Source organism: Halopseudomonas oceani (genome assembly GCF_963677335.1).
Taxonomy (GTDB): domain Bacteria; phylum Pseudomonadota; class Gammaproteobacteria; order Pseudomonadales; family Pseudomonadaceae; genus Halopseudomonas; species Halopseudomonas oceani.
Genome location: NZ_OY781932.1, coordinates 2,153,210 through 2,169,574 on the forward strand (window position 1 = coordinate 2,153,210; position 16,365 = coordinate 2,169,574).

At 59.4% G+C, this 16,365-nt stretch carries 14 protein-coding genes and 4 tRNA genes; 10 read left to right on the forward strand and 8 right to left on the reverse strand.

From position 1 onward, the window contains the following. Window positions 1-60 precede the first annotated feature (60 nt). Complete coding sequence (locus ACKPCU_RS10105) at window positions 61-486, reverse strand: hypothetical protein (protein WP_104738580.1); 426 nt, start codon at window positions 484-486, stop codon at window positions 61-63. A 5-nt stretch (window positions 487-491) separates the two neighbouring features. Continuing rightward, a complete protein-coding gene (locus ACKPCU_RS10110) occupies window positions 492-1,703 on the reverse strand; it encodes a pyridoxal phosphate-dependent aminotransferase (protein WP_321346370.1) in 1,212 nt (403 codons plus the stop codon). Between the two features lie 142 nt (window positions 1,704-1,845). Here ACKPCU_RS10110 and msrB point away from each other — a divergent pair, with 142 nt between their 5' ends. From msrB to ACKPCU_RS10125, 3 genes are all read left to right on the forward strand, one after another. Then, window positions 1,846-2,244: a peptide-methionine (R)-S-oxide reductase MsrB gene (msrB, locus tag ACKPCU_RS10115; RefSeq protein WP_321346377.1), complete on the forward strand. Its 399-nt coding sequence runs from the start codon at window positions 1,846-1,848 to the stop codon at window positions 2,242-2,244. A gap of 94 nt (window positions 2,245-2,338) precedes the next feature. Then, a complete protein-coding gene (locus tag ACKPCU_RS10120; protein WP_407651741.1) occupies window positions 2,339-2,821 on the forward strand; it encodes a glutathione peroxidase in 483 nt (160 codons plus the stop codon). Continuing rightward, complete coding sequence (locus ACKPCU_RS10125; protein ID WP_321346379.1) at window positions 2,818-3,291, forward strand: MarR family winged helix-turn-helix transcriptional regulator; 474 nt, start codon at window positions 2,818-2,820, stop codon at window positions 3,289-3,291. Before ACKPCU_RS10120 ends, ACKPCU_RS10125 begins: the two co-directional genes overlap by 4 nt. A gap of 1 nt (window position 3,292) precedes the next feature. Here ACKPCU_RS10125 and ACKPCU_RS10130 read toward each other — a convergent pair whose 3' ends face one another. Then, window positions 3,293-5,635, reverse strand: a complete 2,343-nt coding sequence (locus ACKPCU_RS10130; RefSeq protein ID WP_321346381.1) for an ATP-binding protein — start codon at window positions 5,633-5,635, stop codon at window positions 3,293-3,295. 138 nt (window positions 5,636-5,773) lie between these two features. Between ACKPCU_RS10130 and ACKPCU_RS10135 the strand changes: the two genes are divergently transcribed. Next, a complete protein-coding gene (locus ACKPCU_RS10135) occupies window positions 5,774-6,661 on the forward strand; it encodes an ATP-binding protein (protein ID WP_407651742.1) in 888 nt (295 codons plus the stop codon). A 25-nt stretch (window positions 6,662-6,686) separates the two neighbouring features. Here the strand turns inward: ACKPCU_RS10135 and ACKPCU_RS10140 are convergent, their stop codons facing one another. Then, window positions 6,687-7,346 carry a glutathione S-transferase family protein gene (locus tag ACKPCU_RS10140; RefSeq protein WP_321346383.1) on the reverse strand — a complete coding sequence of 220 codons (660 nt, stop codon included), beginning with the start codon at window positions 7,344-7,346 and terminating at the stop codon, window positions 6,687-6,689. Window positions 7,347-7,496: 150 nt separating this feature from the next. Continuing rightward, window positions 7,497-8,261, reverse strand: coding sequence for a hypothetical protein (locus ACKPCU_RS10145; protein ID WP_321346385.1), 765 nt, complete (start codon window positions 8,259-8,261; stop codon window positions 7,497-7,499). 343 nt (window positions 8,262-8,604) lie between these two features. Between ACKPCU_RS10145 and ACKPCU_RS10150 the strand changes: the two genes are divergently transcribed. The 4 genes from ACKPCU_RS10150 (at window position 8,605) to ACKPCU_RS10165 (ending at window position 9,275) form a co-directional block, all read left to right on the forward strand. After that, a tRNA-Glu gene (locus ACKPCU_RS10150) sits at window positions 8,605-8,680 on the forward strand. Window positions 8,681-8,696: 16 nt separating this feature from the next. Further along, a tRNA-Gly gene (locus tag ACKPCU_RS10155) sits at window positions 8,697-8,772 on the forward strand. A 334-nt stretch (window positions 8,773-9,106) separates the two neighbouring features. Then, window positions 9,107-9,182: transfer RNA gene (locus tag ACKPCU_RS10160), tRNA-Glu, on the forward strand. 17 nt (window positions 9,183-9,199) lie between these two features. Beyond that, a tRNA-Gly gene (locus ACKPCU_RS10165) sits at window positions 9,200-9,275 on the forward strand. Window positions 9,276-9,837: 562 nt separating this feature from the next. On the opposite strand, the gene ACKPCU_RS10170 is transcribed toward ACKPCU_RS10165, so the two are convergent. From ACKPCU_RS10170 to ACKPCU_RS10180, 3 genes are all read right to left on the reverse strand, one after another. Continuing rightward, window positions 9,838-10,239: a PA2817 family protein gene (locus ACKPCU_RS10170; protein ID WP_321346387.1), complete on the reverse strand. Its 402-nt coding sequence runs from the start codon at window positions 10,237-10,239 to the stop codon at window positions 9,838-9,840. 103 nt (window positions 10,240-10,342) lie between these two features. Beyond that, window positions 10,343-12,811 carry an acyl-CoA dehydrogenase gene (locus tag ACKPCU_RS10175; protein ID WP_321351816.1) on the reverse strand — a complete coding sequence of 823 codons (2,469 nt, stop codon included), beginning with the start codon at window positions 12,809-12,811 and terminating at the stop codon, window positions 10,343-10,345. A gap of 246 nt (window positions 12,812-13,057) precedes the next feature. Further along, window positions 13,058-14,368 (reverse strand): spinster family MFS transporter, encoded by a 1,311-nt coding sequence (locus tag ACKPCU_RS10180; protein ID WP_104738587.1) that lies wholly within the window; start codon window positions 14,366-14,368, stop codon window positions 13,058-13,060. A gap of 238 nt (window positions 14,369-14,606) precedes the next feature. Between ACKPCU_RS10180 and ACKPCU_RS10185 the strand changes: the two genes are divergently transcribed. Next, the gene (locus ACKPCU_RS10185) at window positions 14,607-15,539 is read left to right on the forward strand and encodes an ABC transporter ATP-binding protein (RefSeq protein ID WP_321346390.1); all 933 of its coding nucleotides are present in this window, start codon (window positions 14,607-14,609) and stop codon (window positions 15,537-15,539) included. Window positions 15,540-15,541: 2 nt separating this feature from the next. Beyond that, complete coding sequence (locus tag ACKPCU_RS10190; RefSeq protein ID WP_104738589.1) at window positions 15,542-16,318, forward strand: ABC transporter permease; 777 nt, start codon at window positions 15,542-15,544, stop codon at window positions 16,316-16,318. Window positions 16,319-16,365 lie beyond the last annotated feature (47 nt).

Consider the following 16,365-nt stretch of genomic DNA (forward strand, 5'->3'; position numbering starts at 1 on the left):
TTCAACGGCGACTCTATGACAAAACGTGTCGTACTGAGGTTCCGCAAGAAACGGTTGTGATCAGCGCCGAAAGCACTGCTGCACTGCGTCGAAGATTTCGTTGCTGGAGCCACTGCGCAGGGCGTCGCGCAGGCGTTGGGCAAGGGTTGCCTGTTGGCGCGCGACACTGGCTGGCAAGTCTGACTGTAAACGCTGTGGGTCAGGCGCGGAGAGGAGGGTAAAGGCACGCTCGGTCAGGCAACACTGGTCGATTGCTTCCTGGCGGATGGTGTCGGTGTAACGCAGGAAGCCTTCGTTGGCCAGCCATATCATGGCGCTGAAACAGGCCATGTGGCGTGGTGCGGGAACGCCGAAGGCATCGGGTTCATGCTCGCCGATCAGGTCGACGACAAACAGGCTGCCGGGCTGAGGGAAACGGTTGTAAAGCGCCACCAGGATGCGGGCAACATCCTGGTGGAAGTCCTCGATATGAAGATCCGCTGCCACGGGGCTTACTGTCGGTAGGTCTTGAGGAAGTTGCCGATGCGGCCGATAGCCATTTCCAGATCATCCTTGCGCGGCAGCGAAACGATGCGGAAGTGGTCAGGCCACGGCCAGTTGAAGGCGGTGCCCTGGACGATCAGGATCTTTTCCTGCAGCAGCAGGTCGAGCACCATCTTCTCGTCGTTGTGGATCGGATACACCTTCGGATCAAGGCGCGGGAACAGATACAGCGCTCCCTTGGGTTTGGTGCAGCTGACGCCGGGGATGTCATTGAGCATTTCCCAGGCGGTGTCACGTTGCTCCAGCAGGCGGCCGCCCGGCAGGATCAGGTCGTTGATGCTCTGGTATCCGCCAAGTGCGGTCTGAATGGCGTGCTGTGACGGTACGTTGGCACACAGGCGCATGGAAGCGAGGATTTCCAGACCTTCCAGGTAGCTGGTGGCGTGCTGCTTCGGACCGCTGATGATCATCCAGCCAGAGCGGAAACCGGCAACCCGGTACGACTTGGACAGACCGTTGAAGGTCAGGCAAAGCACGTCGGGGGCGACGGAAGCCAGCGACTCGTGGACGGCGCCGTCGTACAGGATCTTGTCGTAGATCTCGTCGGCGAACAGGATCAGGTTGTGCTCGCGTGCGACCTGGGCGAGTTGCTCCAGCACTTCACGCGGGTAGACCGCACCGGTCGGGTTGTTCGGGTTGATCACGACCATCGCCCGGGTGTTGGGGGTGATCTTGCTGCGGATATCGTCGATATCCGGGTACCAGTCGGACTGCTCGTCGCACAGGTAGTGTACGGGCTTGCCGCCGGACAGGCTGACCGACGCGGTCCACAGCGGATAGTCCGGTGCAGGGATCAACACCTCATCGCCGTTGTTGAGCAGGCCCTGCATGGACATGACAATCAGCTCGGATACGCCGTTTCCGAGGTAGATGTCGTCAATGCCCACGCCTGGAATATTCTTGGTCTGGGTGTAGTGCATGACAGCCTTGCGGGCTGAGAATAAGCCGCGCGAGTCGCTGTAGCCCTGGGCGGTAGGCAGGTTCAGAATCACGTCCTGGAGAATTTCCTCCGGCGCTTCAAAACCAAAGGGTGCAGGGTTGCCAATGTTCAACTTGAGAATGCGGTGGCCTTCTTCCTCGAGGCGCTTGGCGTGCCGCAGAACGGGCCCGCGAATGTCATAACAGACATTGGCCAATTTGTTGGACTTGCTAACCTGCATGGTGCTTACCTTGTCGATCCAGGGCTGAGTAGGGTGTGTCGGGGAGGCGATTGAAGACTTCCCTGAGCGCGCGTAAAGCGCCCATCATACGTGCTGCGTGGGCGAGTGGGAAAGCCCGATTATGGTTATCCGGAGTGATTTGATGAACAAGATCAGCAAGAGTGAATCCGAGTGGCGCGAACAGCTGTCGGATACCCAGTTTCAGGTGTGCCGCCTGAAGGGGACAGAACGGCCGTTTACCGGCGCCTACTACCGCAACAGTACCCCCGGTGTGTACCACTGCATCTGTTGCGATGCGGCATTGTTCGATACCGATACCCAGTTTGATGCCGGTTGTGGCTGGCCGAGTTATTACCAGCCGGTGCGTCCGGAGGTGGTTGAGGAACACGAGGACTTCAGCCATGGCATGCACCGCATCGAAGTAACCTGCGCCCAGTGTGACGCGCATCTGGGGCACGTCTTCCCGGACGGGCCGCCACCGACCGGGCTGCGCTACTGCATCAACTCGGTCTGCCTGCGGCTGGAACCTCGAGATAGGTAATTAGTTGTGCACAATTTTATTGACATAAATGTATTTGTGGCTAGGCTGGCTGGGTGATTATTTAATTTCAGCCATGTCTTTCAAGGAAGCCATCATGAGCAAGTTGCTGGATATTCCGTGCACCACCATCGATAACCGCGAGTCGTCCCTGGCAGAGCTGGGCGGTAAGGCTTATCTGGTGGTAAATACCGCCAGCAAGTGCGGTTTTACCCCCCAATACAAGGGCCTTGAGGCGCTGTGGCAGGACTACCGGGATCGTGGCCTGCAGGTCACCGGTTTCCCGTGCAATCAGTTTGGTGCCCAGGAGCCTGGCAACAGCGACGAAATCAGCGAGTTCTGCGAGTTGAACTACGGCGTCAGCTTCCCGTTGTTCAAAAAGGTTGACGTCAACGGCAGCAATGCCCACCCGCTATTTGTTGAATTGAAGAAGCAGGCACCGGGTCTGCTGGGTAGCAAGGGCATCAAATGGAACTTCACCAAGTTTCTGGTTGATGGCCAGGGCAAGGTCATCAAGCGCTATGCACCCACCACTGCGCCAGAGGAGTTGCGTGCGGACATCGAGGCGTTGTTGTCGTGACTGCAGCGCGCAACCCGGACGAGCTGGATGAACTGCTGGCACTGGATAATCAGCTGTGCTTTGCGCTGTATGCCGCCTCGCGGGCGTTGATGCGGACCTATCGTCCTCTGCTTGATCCGCTGGGCCTGACCTATCCGCAGTATCTGGTCATGCTGGTGCTCTGGGAGTGGCAGCGGGAGCCGCCCCAGCACCCGGGGGTCAAGGCGCTCGGTGAGCGCTTGCAACTCGATTCCGGTACCTTGACCCCGCTGCTGAAGCGGCTGGAAACTCAGGGTCTGGTCCAGCGAGAGCGAGTCAAGGGCGGCGATGAGCGTCAGCTTCAGGTTAGCCTGACCGCTGCCGGCGAGCGTTTGCGAGAACAAGCCGGTGATGTGCCAAGAGCTTTGATGTGCAGCACGGGCATGAGCAAAGAACAGGTCATGGTGTTGCGCAGCGGGCTTGATCAGTTGCTGCGGGAGTTGCAGGAATAACTTATTCGGCCGGTTTCAGCCAGCGCTGCAGTATTGCCTGCAAATCCTCTCGCTTGACGGGTTTGGCCAAGTAGTCGTCCATGCCGGCGTCCTTGCAGCGCTGGCGATCCTCGTGCAGTGCGTTGGCGGTGAGCGCGACGATTGGCAGGTTCTGCCAGCGCGGGTCGGCGCGCATGCGGCGGCTGGTTTCGTAGCCGTCCATTACCGGCATGTTGCAGTCCATCAGCACCAGGTCATAGTCCTGTTCAGCGAGCTTGGTAAGTGCGATTTCGCCATGCTCGGCCAGATCGACCTGAAAACCAAGCCGGCTCAGCATGCCTTTGGCCACCATCTGGTTTACTGCGTTGTCTTCTACCAGCAAGAGCCGCTGGCCATTGCCCATTTGCTGCTGAGCGGTACTCGCCTCGCTGCTTGGCTGGGCCTCAAACAGATTGTCGATGGCGCGCGCAAGACGGTGGCGTGGTGGCGGCGTAGCGACCTGCTGTCGGACGTGGCAGGCCTCGGCTCTGGCCTTATCGAGCTGCTGGCTGTAGCTGCAGATCAGCAGGCGGGGAATATCCGGTTTCCGCTCGCGCAGCCGCTCGGCTAACTGAGGACTGTCGATCAACCAGCAGCGGGCGGCCGGTAGACTGTCAGGAAGTTCCTGATCAGGGGCATAGTCGATTCGCTTGCACTGCATCTGCCAGCTTTCCAGCAGGCGCTGCAGGGTACCGCCCTGTAGATGTCCGCGCTGATTCCAGATCAGGACGGAGCAAGGTTGCGGGCGAGCGTAGCGGGGCGCCTGTTCATGGCGCAGCAATGGCAGGCGCACGCTGAAGGTGCTGCCGCGGCCCTGGGTAGACTCCACGCTCAGTTCACCGTGCATGGCGTCGGTCAGGCTCTTGCACAGCGTCAGGCCAAGGCCGGTGCCGCCGAATCGGCGGGAAATCTGGGCGTCGGCCTGGGTGAATGGCGAGAAAATGTCGTTGATGGCCTGTTCGGGGATGCCAATGCCGGTGTCGCTAACACTGATGCAGACGTGCTGCTGTTCGCCCTCGCTGCGCTCCAATGTCAGGCGCAGCGCGACATGCCCATGCTCGGTGAACTTGAGCGCATTGGAGAGCAGGTTGCTGATGATTTGACGGATACGCGTCGGGTCGCCCAGCAGGAGCCCGGGCAGTGCGGGGTCGATCTCGCAGATCAGCTCGATATCCTGTTTTCCGGCGTTCTGTGAGAGCAGACTGGCGGTTTCTTCCAGCAGGGCACCCAAATCAAACGGAATTTGTTCAAGCTGCAGCTTGCCGGCTTCGAACTTGGACAGGTCGAGAATATCGTTGAGCAGCGCTACCAGAACCTTGCCCGAGTCGTAGGCGATCGACAGCTGCTGGCGCTGCTCATCATTCAGGGTGCTGTCCAGGGTCAGGCCGATCATGCCGAGCAGGCCGTTGATTGGTGTACGGATCTCGTGGCTCATGTTGGCCAGGAATGCCGAGCGCGCCCGGGCCATGTCGAGCGCGGCCTCACGGGAGGCTTCCAGTTCGCGATTGGATTCGCGCAGCTGACCGTTGGTGTGCTGTAGCTCGGTCGTGCGTGCTTCGACTATGCTTTCCAGCTCCTCCAGGTACTTGCGCAGACGTTCTTCGGCACGCAGCTTCTGTCGCAAGTTGACGTCGATGCTTTGTAATTGGCGGTTGATCACCTCCACCAACGCGCCGATTTCATCTCGCTCGTGTCCTTCGGGGCAAGGCAGGCGGCTGCGCTCGCCCTCGGTCTTCATGTGCAGCAGATCGTTGATCAGGTGCACCAGCGGCTTGGTCAGCATGGCGTAGAACAGCACCATGAGGATCAGTGACAGCACCAGGCTGAGGACAAACCCGGACAGCATAGTGAGGCCGGCGCGGCGCAGAAAGCTCGCACCTTGATAGAAGGTGTCAACCTCGATGACCAGGTGCCCAAGCAACTCGTTGGGGGCATGATCGACGTACAGGGGCTGGGAGTAGTCGCGCCGCCTGCCGAACAGGGCGTCGCTCACAGCACGGTAGCCGCTGTCTGCCATCGGCCGGCTGACGCTGGCGAGGGCAATGCCATTGTTGTCGATGATTTCGGCGCGTACTACTTCGGGGGCCTCGAGTAGTCCGTTTACCAGTTCCAGTGCCAGCTCTGCATCAATGTTGTAGGCGATACGTGAGGCGGGACTCAGGCTGACGTTGATCTGTGCCTGTACTTCCTGGTCGATCAATGCATCTTCGGAGCGATAGTCGACGATTACCTGAATCAGACTGAGCAGGGTGCCGAGAATAAAGGCTGCGAGAACGCTGAGGCGCGCCTGCTTGAATGACAGTCGGTTGGTAAAGCGAATATCCATGATGGGGCGTCGAATCCGGTGGCGTCCTGTGCAGAGCTTAGCGCAATTGTGGGCGGTGTGATGGCTATTCGCTGCGATGGTGGTGGCAGGTGCGCTGGCGTGGCATTCTTGCACGTTTGATGGTCAGAGGAGAAACCCATGTCAGGCGTCGGTAGCGAGCAGTTCATGCAGCGTATTGTTGACTTCATCGAGCGCTTCGAGCGGACCTTGCCGGCAGCGCCCTTGGAGGTCGATTGGGGCAGCACGTTCGCCGCGCGCTGGAGCATGGAAGGGCAGCAATGTCAGCTGCGCCCGTTGCAGGTCAGCCTTAGCCTGCGACTGGATGATTTGGTGGGTGTGGAGCGGCAGAAGCAGCTGTTGCAGGCCAATACCGGGCAGTTTGTGCGCGGGTTGCCAGCCAATAATGCGTTGCTTTGGGGCGCTCGCGGTACCGGCAAGTCATCGCTGGTCAGGGCGTTGCTCAGTGAGTACGCGCAGGCGGGCATGCGCCTGATTGAAGTGGACAAGGCTGATCTGGTGCATTTGTCTGCACTGTTGCCGCTGCTGGCCGGTCAGCCCTGGCGTTTCGTGCTGTTCTGTGACGACCTGGCTTTCGAGGCGGATGACAGCGGCTACAAAGCCCTGAAGACGGTGTTGGACGGCACCGTGGAAGCCAGTCCGGAAAATATCCTGCTGTACGCGACTTCGAATCGTCGACACCTGCTACCGGAGCACAATAGCGACAACCTGTCTGCCAAGCAGGTTGATGGCGAGATTCACCCGGGCGAGGCGATTGAGGAAAAGATTGCCCTGTCTGACCGCTTTGGGTTGTGGGTATCGTTCTACCCATTCAGTCAGGAGCATTATCTGGCGGTGGTTCAGAAGTGGCTCGGGCAACTGGCTGATGAGCATGGCCTGCAGTGGCAGTGGAATGACGCGCTGCAACTGGAGGCCGTTCGCTGGGCGACTGGGCGGGGTAATCGAAACGGGCGCTGTGCTTATCAGTTTGCCCGTTCCTGGGTCGGGCGTCAGCTGCTGGTGAGCTGACGCGCTCTGTTGGCGGCGGCCTAGCCTAGATTCGGCCGCTGAGCCTGGCGACCAGTTGATGCTCGGCGGGTAGCAGGGCCGAGACGCTTTCGCGGGCGGTAACGCGGCTCAGCAACGAGGACAGCCCAGGCCAGCGCTGTTCGTCGATCAATTCGCCGCCGTGCGCCATGTTGATCAACTGACAGACCACGGCGATGTCGGCCATGCTGAATTGCTCGCCGAGGAAGTACTTACGGTCGCCCAGCTCACCCTCCAGATAATCAAATAGCGGCGGCAGGTGTTTGATCAGCGCGGTCTGCGCCCTGCTTTCGTCTGCCTGCTCGCCGACGCTACAAGCCACAATGCGTGTAAAGAACACGGCGAAGGTGCAATGCGGTGCGAGTTCGTAATCTGCGTACTTCTCAATCCAGCGCACGCGAGCGGCGTCTTCCGGCGTGGTGCCGTAGAGCGAGGGGCCGCCGCGGCTGTCCTGCAGGTATTGGGCGATGACTGCAGAGTCCGCCAGCTTGACGTCGCCATCGACAATCGCCGGGATGCGTCCAAGCGGGCTGATGTCGTAATACCAGTCCGGCTGGCCGCGAGGGGGAATAAAGGTCTGCTCGTAGGGGATCTGGTGCTCGGCCAGCAGGATGCGCACCTTGCGCACGAAAGGCGACAGAATGGCGCCATAGAGAGTCAAGGCCATGTTGTGGCTCCGGAGCTGTTGGGTAATAAGATTGTCAGGGCGGCATTCGCGCGCAGCAGCGAATGGTAGGGGAGATCGCTGCCGTAGTCCCGTGTGTCAGCATACGAACTGTGCAGGCTGCGGTTCTTGGTTGATTCGCGCGCGAATCGATCAGTCGTCGTAAACCGCTTTTTTCTGCCAGTCGGCGTCTTCGGATTCCAGTTCGGCAAGGCCGGCTGTCAGTTCGCTGGGTTGACCTTCGTCGGCACGGTTCTGCTCAACAACTGCAGCCTCGGCACGCTGCATCAGGCGCTTGTACTGTTCCAGATGCTGGGCAAGTGCCGGGTTGTTAAGCCGGGTCAGGAAGGCGATGGCGCGCTCGTACTGTAACTTGGCTATGCGCGGCTTGCCCTGTTGCATGCCGAGCTTGGCCGTGGCGTTGAAGGTCTCAAGGGTGGCTGTTATCAGGAAGCGGCGAACCAGGCCCCCGGCCTGCTTAAAGGTGGCAGCGTCGATCAGGCGGTCCTGCTGGGCCAGTTGCAACTGCTTGAGCAGGTTCTCCAGCTGGACACGCGCTTCTTTGCCCTTGGCTTCGTTGTCGAGCTCGACAACGGGATTGCTCGGCAGGTTTCCCTCGGCAATGGCCGCCCGGGTTTGCGCTAGTCGTTTTTCGATATCTGGTGTCTTGCTGATGCTGTAGAGCCGGTCCAGCAACGCTGCTTCAATCTGCATTACTACGCTGACCAGCTCGGGCGGCAGGAACTGGCCGGGAATGCTGCCCATGGCGTGACGGCTAAGCTTGATGCGCGCGCTCAGCTCCGCAGTCTGTCGAGCACGTTCAAGCCGACTGCGCTCCAGGCTATGGCTGATAAATCCTACGCAGACGAGAACGGTTAAACCTCCCGCCAGCAAACCGCCTATAAGTAGTGGTGACACGATTATTGTCTCTCTTATGTAAGTCGGAGCTTTTCGGTAGTCGTTGCCAATACTGGCCTGCATCGCGCCTCAGACCAGTGTCACTTTCGCATCATGGCCGACTCAAATCGGTGGGACAAGCCTTTTTTCCTCCTGCGGAGCGGGGAGGGAGCCGTTGGAGTGTCGTCCTGTGTATTGATTTGCCTTGGTCGTGGCAGGCTGGGAAAGCCAAAAAAACCAGAAAAAATATCAGCTTGAGGGGTTGACGGTGGTTCGGGTGCTGCATAAAATGCGCGCCACTTACAGCGAACAACACGTTGCAAGTAGCCAGAGGTAACACCTCGGCATAGAGAAGTCCGGATACGTCCCCTTCGTCTAGTGGCCTAGGACACCGCCCTTTCACGGCGGTAACAGGGGTTCGAGTCCCCTAGGGGACGCCATTTCGGCGTCAGATTTGCGGGAATAGCTCAGTTGGTAGAGCACGACCTTGCCAAGGTCGGGGTCGCGAGTTCGAGTCTCGTTTCCCGCTCCAGATTCAACAAAGAAACCGTCCTTGAGGCGGTTTTTTTGTGCCCGAAATTCGGGCACAAAAGGAATAGCTCAGTTGGTAGAGCACGACCTTGCCGAGGTCGGGGCTGGGCGGGTAGCCTCGCGAGTTCGAGTCTCGTTTCCCGCTCCAGATTCATCAAAGAAACCGTCCACGTGGCGGTTTTTTTGTGCCCGCAAGTAATTCGGGTTTTGTTGAAGATGCTGCATATTAGTTGTTGACGAGGTGGCAGGTGGCGCATAAAATGCGCGCCACTTGCAGCGAACAACACGTTGCAGGTGGCCAGGGGTAACACCTCGGCATAGAGAAGTCCGGATACGTCCCCTTCGTCTAGTGGCCTAGGACACCGCCCTTTCACGGCGGTAACAGGGGTTCGAGTCCCCTAGGGGACGCCATTTTCGGCGTCAGATTTGCGGGAATAGCTCAGTTGGTAGAGCACGACCTTGCCAAGGTCGGGGTCGCGAGTTCGAGTCTCGTTTCCCGCTCCAGATTCATCAAAGAAACCGTCCGCGTGGCGGTTTTTTTGTGCCCGAAATTCGGGGGCTAAAGGAATAGCTCAGTTGGTAGAGTACGACCTTGCCGAGGTCGGGGCGGGGCGCGGAGCCTCGCGAGTTCGAGTCTCGTTTCCCGCTCCAGATTCATCAAAGAAACCGTCCGCGTGGCGGTTTTTTTGTGCCCGAAATTCGGGGGCTAAAGGAATAGCTCAGTTGGTAGAGTACGACCTTGCCGAGGTCGGGGCGGGGCGCGGAGCCTCGCGAGTTCGAGTCTCGTTTCCCGCTCCAGATTCATCAAAGAAACCGCCTACGTGGCGGTTTTTTTGTGTCCGAAATTCGGGGGCTAAAGGAATAGCTCAGTTGGTAGAGTACGACCTTGCCGAGGTCGGGCTGGGCGGGTAGCTGCGGGGCGCGGAGCCTCGCGAGTTCGAGTCTCGTTTCCCGCTCCAGATTCACCAAAGAAACCGTCCACGTGACGGTTTTTTTGTGCCCGAAATTCGGGCCAGAATGGAAGCGAGGCAGGCTGCGCTTCTGCGGTCTGCCTCGTGGTCTTGGCTCAGCGGGTCTGCAGCAGCTGCCGAGCCTGTTCCCAGTCGAAGGTTTCGCCGCGCTCTTCAGCTTCAGCGCGATGCTCGTCGAGCAACTGGTACTGGGTGATTTCTTCGTCGGGCATGTAGTGCAGGCAATCGCCGCCAAAGTACCAGAGCAGGTCGCGAGGAATCAGGTGAGCGATCTGCGGGTAGCGGGCGATGATCTGACAGAGAATGTCTTGCCCCAGATAGAGGTCGTCATGATCGCCTTGCTGCAGCTGCGCCAGCAGCTCGTCAAAGCGTTCCATGAACAGCTCGTTGCTTTCCTCTTGCAGTTGCTCAAGCAGCGCAGTCTGTGCGCGGATGGTGTCGTAGAGACTCTGCAGTAGGGCGAGATGGTATTCGTGGTAACTGGGTGGGGTGTTCATGGGGACTCCTGATGTTGCCAGGGCGGGAGTCTATCAGGTTGTGGGCGCTGTCGCGCGGGGAGCCGGTTGAGCGGCCGGCCAGCCTGGCCGGCCGCTCAAGGCATCATTCACTCTCTGATTTTGCCGCCTTGCTGCGGCGTGTTTTGCGTGGCGTCATTTCCTCCTTGGAGAAGTCGTCCACGGTGATGACGGCAAGCCGCGCAGCCCTGGCATCGCGCACCAGTTCGGCTTCCTCCGGGCTGATCACGCCGCTTTCAGCGGCAACAGCGAGGGTGTCGGCATCGCTGTCGTGCTCCAGCTCACCTGAGCGGACAGCCTTGTGAAGCCGCGCCTCAATCGGATCAGCCTGGATTACCTTGGCAAGCGTGCTGTTGAGCAGGCCGGTCACGTCAGTCGGGTCATCGCTCTGATAGCAGCCCGCCAGCAGGCGGTCGCGTGCGGCGCCGGGACGCATCAGCCGGCGTGCGATCTCTGCGCCAGTTGCATCGCTGGGCGGTGCGAGTCGGCGTCCAAGCGGAAATACGATCACCCGCAGCAGGCAACCGAGATGCCGGTTCGGGAAGTTGAGCAGCACCTCATGCAGGCTGGTTTCGATGCGGTACAGCAGGTCTTCTAGCCCCCACCGGACAAAGGGCAGATCCTCTTCCGGGCGGCCCTGGTCATCAAAGTGCTTGAGGGTGGCGCTGGCTAGATAAAGGTTGCTCATGATGTCGCCCAGACGAGCAGAAAGACGTTCGCGGCGTTTCAGCTCACCGCCCAGCATGAGCATGGTGCAGTCGGTCAGCGTCGCGAAGGCAGCGGAAAGACGCGTGAGCTGCTGATAGTAGCGACGCGTTTCCGGGTAGTCTGGCGCGCTGGCAAGCTTGCCGGCGCTGAGGCCAAGCAGCAGGCTGCCAGCGGCGTTGCTGAGCGAGTAACCGATGTGCTCAAACAGCAGGCGGTCAAATTGCTTCAATCCTTCGTTCTGGTCTTCCAGGCCGGCAGCCTGCATCTCCCGCAGCACATACGGATGGCAACGGATGGCTCCCTGACCGAAGATCATCATGTTACGGGTGAGGATGTTGGCACCTTCAACGGTTATCGAAATGGGTACCGATTGGTAGGCACGACCGAGGTAATTACGTGGCCCCATGCAGATGCCCTTGCCGCCGTGCACATCCATCGCATCATTGATGCACTGGCGCATGCGTTCGGTAAGGTGGTATTTGACGACTGCTGACAGCACCGAGGGCTTCTCGCCCAGATCTACCGCGCCGGCGGTCATGGTGCGAGCGGCGTCCATCACGTAAGTGTTACCACCGATCCGGGCCAGCGCTTCCTGAATGCCTTCAAACTCGCCAATCGGCAGATTGAACTGTTGGCGAATGCGGGCGTAGGCGCCGGTGGTCATGCTGGCCATCTTGGCGGCACCAATGCTGCCGGCTGGCAGCGAAATGGATCGGCCGACCGAGAGGCAGTTCATCAGCATCATCCAGCCCTGACCAATTCGCTCTTGGCCGCCGATCAGATAGTCCATCGGGATGAACACGTCGGTACCGGAATTGGGGCCGTTCATGAAGGCCGCGTTGAGCGGGAAGTGACGTCGCCCAATGTTGACGCCTTCCGTGTCGGTCGGGATCAGTGCAAGGGTAATGCCGAGCGATTCTTCATCGCCGAGCAGGTGATCCGGGTCGTAGGCCTTGAACGCCAGGCCGAGCACCGTGGCAACGGGGCCGAGGGTGATATAGCGCTTTTCCCAAGTGACGCGCAGGCCGATGACTTCTTCGCCGTTCCACTGGCCCTTGCAGATGATGCCCTTGTCGGGCATGGCACCCGCGTCAGAGCCCGCTTCAGGTGCGGTGAGCGCAAAACAGGGAACTTCTTCGCCGCGAGCCAGGCGCGGCAGATAATATTGCTTCTGCTCCTCTGTGCCGTAGTGCATCAGCAGCTCGGCAGGGCCTAATGAGTTCGGCACCATGACAGTGGAGCCGAGGTCGCCGCTGCGACTGGCCAGTTTCATCGCTATCTGTGAGTGAGCGATTGCGGAGAAGCCTTTACCGCCATATTCCTTGGGAATGATCAGGCCGAAGAAGCCATTGTCCTTGATAAAACGCCAAACTTGGGGAGGAAGATCCTGCAGCTCGGTGGTGACCTCCCACTCGTTGGTCATCTGACAGAGTTGTTCCACCGGGCCGTCGAGGAAGGCCTGTTCCTCCTCGCTCAAGCGCGGAGTTGGGAAGTTGTGCAGCTTGCCCCAGTCAGGACGGCCGCTGAACAGCTCGCCATCCCACCAGACCGTGCCGGCGTCGAGCGCTTCCTGTTCGGTATCGGATAGCGGGGGCAGCACCTTGCGAAACCAGCCCAGCAACGGGGCGCTGATGCTCTGTTTGCGCCAGTCGGGTAGGTTGACCGGTATGGCGATACCAAGAAACAGGGCCCATAACAACAGGTCGATTAACCAGTGAACCGGGCCGAGCAGTGTCATTACTGCCAGGTAGGCTGCTACGCCGAGGGTGGCGTTGAGCAAGCTAGTTCGGATGTAGGCAAGACCGCTGATGCAGAGCAGCAGTCCAACCAGCCAAAGCAGGGTCATCATATTGCGCACTCCTTTTCGGTACATCTCTCCAGACCAGAGGATGTGCTGAATAATTCCGTTCGATCTCCGATTTTGCAGCAGGCAGGGCGCGGGTGCCTTTAGGGGCAGGCCGTTGCAGGGCGACTCAGAGGTGGGATCGGAATTGTTCAGTACCCTGTCAGCATAGCTGTTCTGGGCGGCTGAGGTCGTGCGCGTGCAGTGACATGGTGTTACGAGCGCCGGTTGGCGCCCGTAACAAACGCGTCAGGCGTCGACAGTGTCGAGGTCGTAACGGATGGTGCGGCCAGCGAGGTAGTAGTGTGCACAGGCCCAGATATTGACGAATGCTGCGCCGATAAGCGCGTAGCGTAGGCTGTCGGAACCGAACGGGCCGCTGACGAGGTCGCTGACGATGCCGATTAGTTGTGGACCGAGGCCAAGCCCCACCAGGTTCAGTACCAGCAACATGATGGCCGATGCCAGCGCGCGGCTGCGCAGCGGGGTCAGGCTCTGGATCATGGCGAAGCTGGGGCCGAGGTAGAAGGCACCGAGGAATACGGCCGGGCAGTAAGCGAGCAGCGCCCAGAAGGTGCTGTCGATCATATAGAAGGCAATAATGAACGGAATTGTCAGCAGCTTGGCCAAGCCCACGATCCAGGCGTTCCAGCTGGCATCACGGGCGGCCAGCTTGTCTGCCAACATGCCGCCGATCCAGGCACCAAGGCCACCGATAATCCCCATCAGGGGGCCGAGGAAGAGTCCGACCTGGCCTGGGGTCAAACCGTGGCTACGAATCAGGAACGCCGGGTTCCAAACAATGGTGCCGTAGCCGACCAATGCGGTCAGGGTGACCCCGAGAACGACATGACGGGTGGTACGGACACGCCAAAGTACTGCAAAGCCGGCCTTGACGTTGACTTTGCCCATAGGCGGCGGCTTGACGCCGTCGGCAAAACCGCGCGGTGGTTCGATCATGGTGAAGCGCACCAGCAGGGCGATCAGGATGCCCGGCAGGCCGACAACGAAAAACGCTGCGCGCCAGCCCCACCATTCGGCAACAAAACCGCCGACGATGAAGCCGATCATGATGCCCAGGTAGACGCCAAGCGCGTAGATGGACATGGCGCTTGAGCGCTTTTCTTTCGGGTAGAGGTCGGCAAGCATGGAGTGCGACGGCGGGCTGGACCCTGCTTCACCGACACCAACGCCGATCCGGGCGATCGCCAACTGCCAGAAGTTCTGGGCCAGGCCGCACATGGCGGTCATCACGCTCCAGATAGCAATGGACCAGGCGATGATATTGCGGCGGTTGGAACGGTCGGCAAAGATCGCAATCGGAATGCCAAGAGTCGCGTAGAACAGGGCGAAGGCGATGCCGGACAGGAACCCCAGCTGGGTGTCCGACAGCAGCAGATCTGCCTTGAGGGGTTCAATCAGGATCCCGACGATATTGCGGTCGACGTGGCTGGACGTATACGCCAGAACCAGAATCAACAGCGCGTAGCGTCGATAGGCGGGGGTGATGCGGTGACTGACGTCGTTCTGGTCAGCCGTGTTTTCTGGCGTTTGGGCCATTTATTGTCTCCGGCGTTTGTTGTTCTGCAGCGAGAATACGTTGTCCCGTTGTTCGTCACAATCGACCGGCCGCGCGCAATTGTAGCAAAATTGTAAGCCCGTAGTTTCGCACAGCGGTATTATCATTCGCATAAACCATGTCTCAGTATTGATAGAGAGGGAGTTTCGGTGGCTGACCTTGATTCCTGTCGATCCGCCCTCATAGTTAGGCCTCAACTTCCAAGACGTGAGGCACGGCATGACTGCAGCTATACGTATCCGGGGGCTTGAGAAGACCTATGCAACCGGAATGCGTGCTCTCAAGGGCATTGATCTGGAGGTGCGCGAAGGGGACTTCTTTGCTCTGCTGGGACCCAATGGGGCGGGCAAGTCCACTACCATCGGCATCCTGTCATCACTGGTCAACAAGTCGGCAGGCGAGGTCAGCATCTTCGGTCACGACATCGACCGCGAGCTGCTTGCTGCAAAGCGCTGCATCGGGGTGGTGCCGCAGGAATTCAATTTCAGTCAGTTCGAGAAAGTTATCGATATTCTGGTCAGCCAGGCCGGGTATTACGGCATTCCGCTGGCCCGTGCGCGTGAACGCGCCGAGCATTACCTGAAGCGTCTTGGTTTGTGGGAAAAACGCGATGTGCCTTCGCGGATGCTGTCTGGCGGTATGAAGCGCCGGCTGATGATCGCCCGGGCATTGATTCACGAACCCAGGCTGCTGATTCTGGATGAGCCCACTGCCGGTGTGGATATCGAGATCCGCCGCTCGATGTGGCAGTTCCTGCAGGAGATCAACGCGCAGGGCATTACCATCGTGCTCACCACGCACTATCTGGAAGAGGCCGAGCAGCTGTGCCGCCACATCGCGATTATCGATGAAGGCCGGATCATTCATAACACCAGCATGCGCGCGCTGTTGAAAGAGCTGCATGTCGAAACCTTCCTGCTCGATACGCGCCAGACCCTGACCGAGGCGCCAGCGCTGACAGGTTACACGGCGCGACTGGTCGACGAGCATACGCTTGAGGTGCAGGTGGATAAGGCTCAAGGCCTGAATGCGCTGTTTGCGGCGCTCAGTGAGGCGGGAATCGATGTGGTGAGCATGCGCAACAAAAGTAACCGGCTGGAGGAGTTGTTTCTTACGCTGGTCGATGAAAACGCCGAGAAGAAGGGAGCCTGAGCATGCAGTACTGGCAACAGGGCTGGGTGGCCTTTACGACCATCCTGACCAAGGAGATTCGCCGCTTTACCCGTATCTGGGCGCAGACACTGCTGCCGCCGGCGATCACCATGACGCTGTATTTTGTCATCTTTGGTCATCTGATCGGCAGCCGCATCGGCGAGATGGGCGGATTCCGGTACATCGATTACATCGTGCCGGGCCTGATCATGATGTCGGTGATTACCAACAGCTACTCCAACGTGGTCTCGAGTTTCTTCAGTACCAAGTTTCAGCGCTCCATTGAGGAGCTGATGGTGGCACCGGTGTCGCCGCATGTGATCCTGCTTGGTTACACCTTCGGCGGTGTTGCCCGTGGGCTGGCGGTGGGGTTGATCGTGACGCTGACGTCGCTGTTCTTCACCAAGCTGCGTGTGGAGCACGTTTGGCTGACCATTGTGGTGATCTTCTTTACCTCGCTGGTGTTTTCGCTGGGCGGCTTCATCAACGCGGTATTCGCTCGTACCTTCGATGACATCTCGATCGTGCCGACCTTTGTGCTGACGCCGCTGACCTATCTGGGCGGGGTGTTTTACTCAATCAACCTGTTACCGCCGTTCTGGCATGCGGTGTCGCAGGTCAACCCGATTCTGCACATGGTCAATGCGTTTCGTTACGGCATTTTGGGGGTGTCCGATATTCCAATCGCGACTGCCCTTATCATCATGGCTATTTTTACCGTCGCGCTCTACAGCGTGAGCTACTGGTTGCTGGTCAGAGGCACGGGTATGCGGCAATAATGGGCGCGGGCCGTCAGCCGGCGGCCCGTTGTCGATTCCCGGGGTAT

Excerpts from the sequence above, each read along its gene's own strand:
- ACKPCU_RS10110 (WP_321346370.1), bottom strand. The coding sequence starts at position 1,703 with ATGCAGGTTAGCAAGTCCAACAAATTGGCCAATGTCTGTTATGACATT.
- ACKPCU_RS10170 (WP_321346387.1), bottom strand. The coding sequence starts at position 10,239 with ATGAACACCCCACCCAGTTACCACGAATACCATCTCGCCCTACTGCAG.
- ACKPCU_RS10190 (WP_104738589.1), top strand. The coding sequence starts at position 15,542 with ATGCAGTACTGGCAACAGGGCTGGGTGGCCTTTACGACCATCCTGACC.
- ACKPCU_RS10135 (WP_407651742.1), top strand. The coding sequence starts at position 5,774 with ATGTCAGGCGTCGGTAGCGAGCAGTTCATGCAGCGTATTGTTGACTTC.
- msrB (WP_321346377.1), top strand. The coding sequence starts at position 1,846 with ATGAACAAGATCAGCAAGAGTGAATCCGAGTGGCGCGAACAGCTGTCG.
- ACKPCU_RS10130 (WP_321346381.1), bottom strand. The coding sequence starts at position 5,635 with ATGGATATTCGCTTTACCAACCGACTGTCATTCAAGCAGGCGCGCCTC.
- ACKPCU_RS10180 (WP_104738587.1), bottom strand. The coding sequence starts at position 14,368 with ATGGCCCAAACGCCAGAAAACACGGCTGACCAGAACGACGTCAGTCAC.
- ACKPCU_RS10175 (WP_321351816.1), bottom strand. The coding sequence starts at position 12,811 with ATGACCCTGCTTTGGCTGGTTGGACTGCTGCTCTGCATCAGCGGTCTT.
- ACKPCU_RS10120 (WP_407651741.1), top strand. The coding sequence starts at position 2,339 with ATGAGCAAGTTGCTGGATATTCCGTGCACCACCATCGATAACCGCGAG.
- ACKPCU_RS10185 (WP_321346390.1), top strand. The coding sequence starts at position 14,607 with ATGACTGCAGCTATACGTATCCGGGGGCTTGAGAAGACCTATGCAACC.
- ACKPCU_RS10140 (WP_321346383.1), bottom strand. The coding sequence starts at position 7,346 with ATGGCCTTGACTCTCTATGGCGCCATTCTGTCGCCTTTCGTGCGCAAG.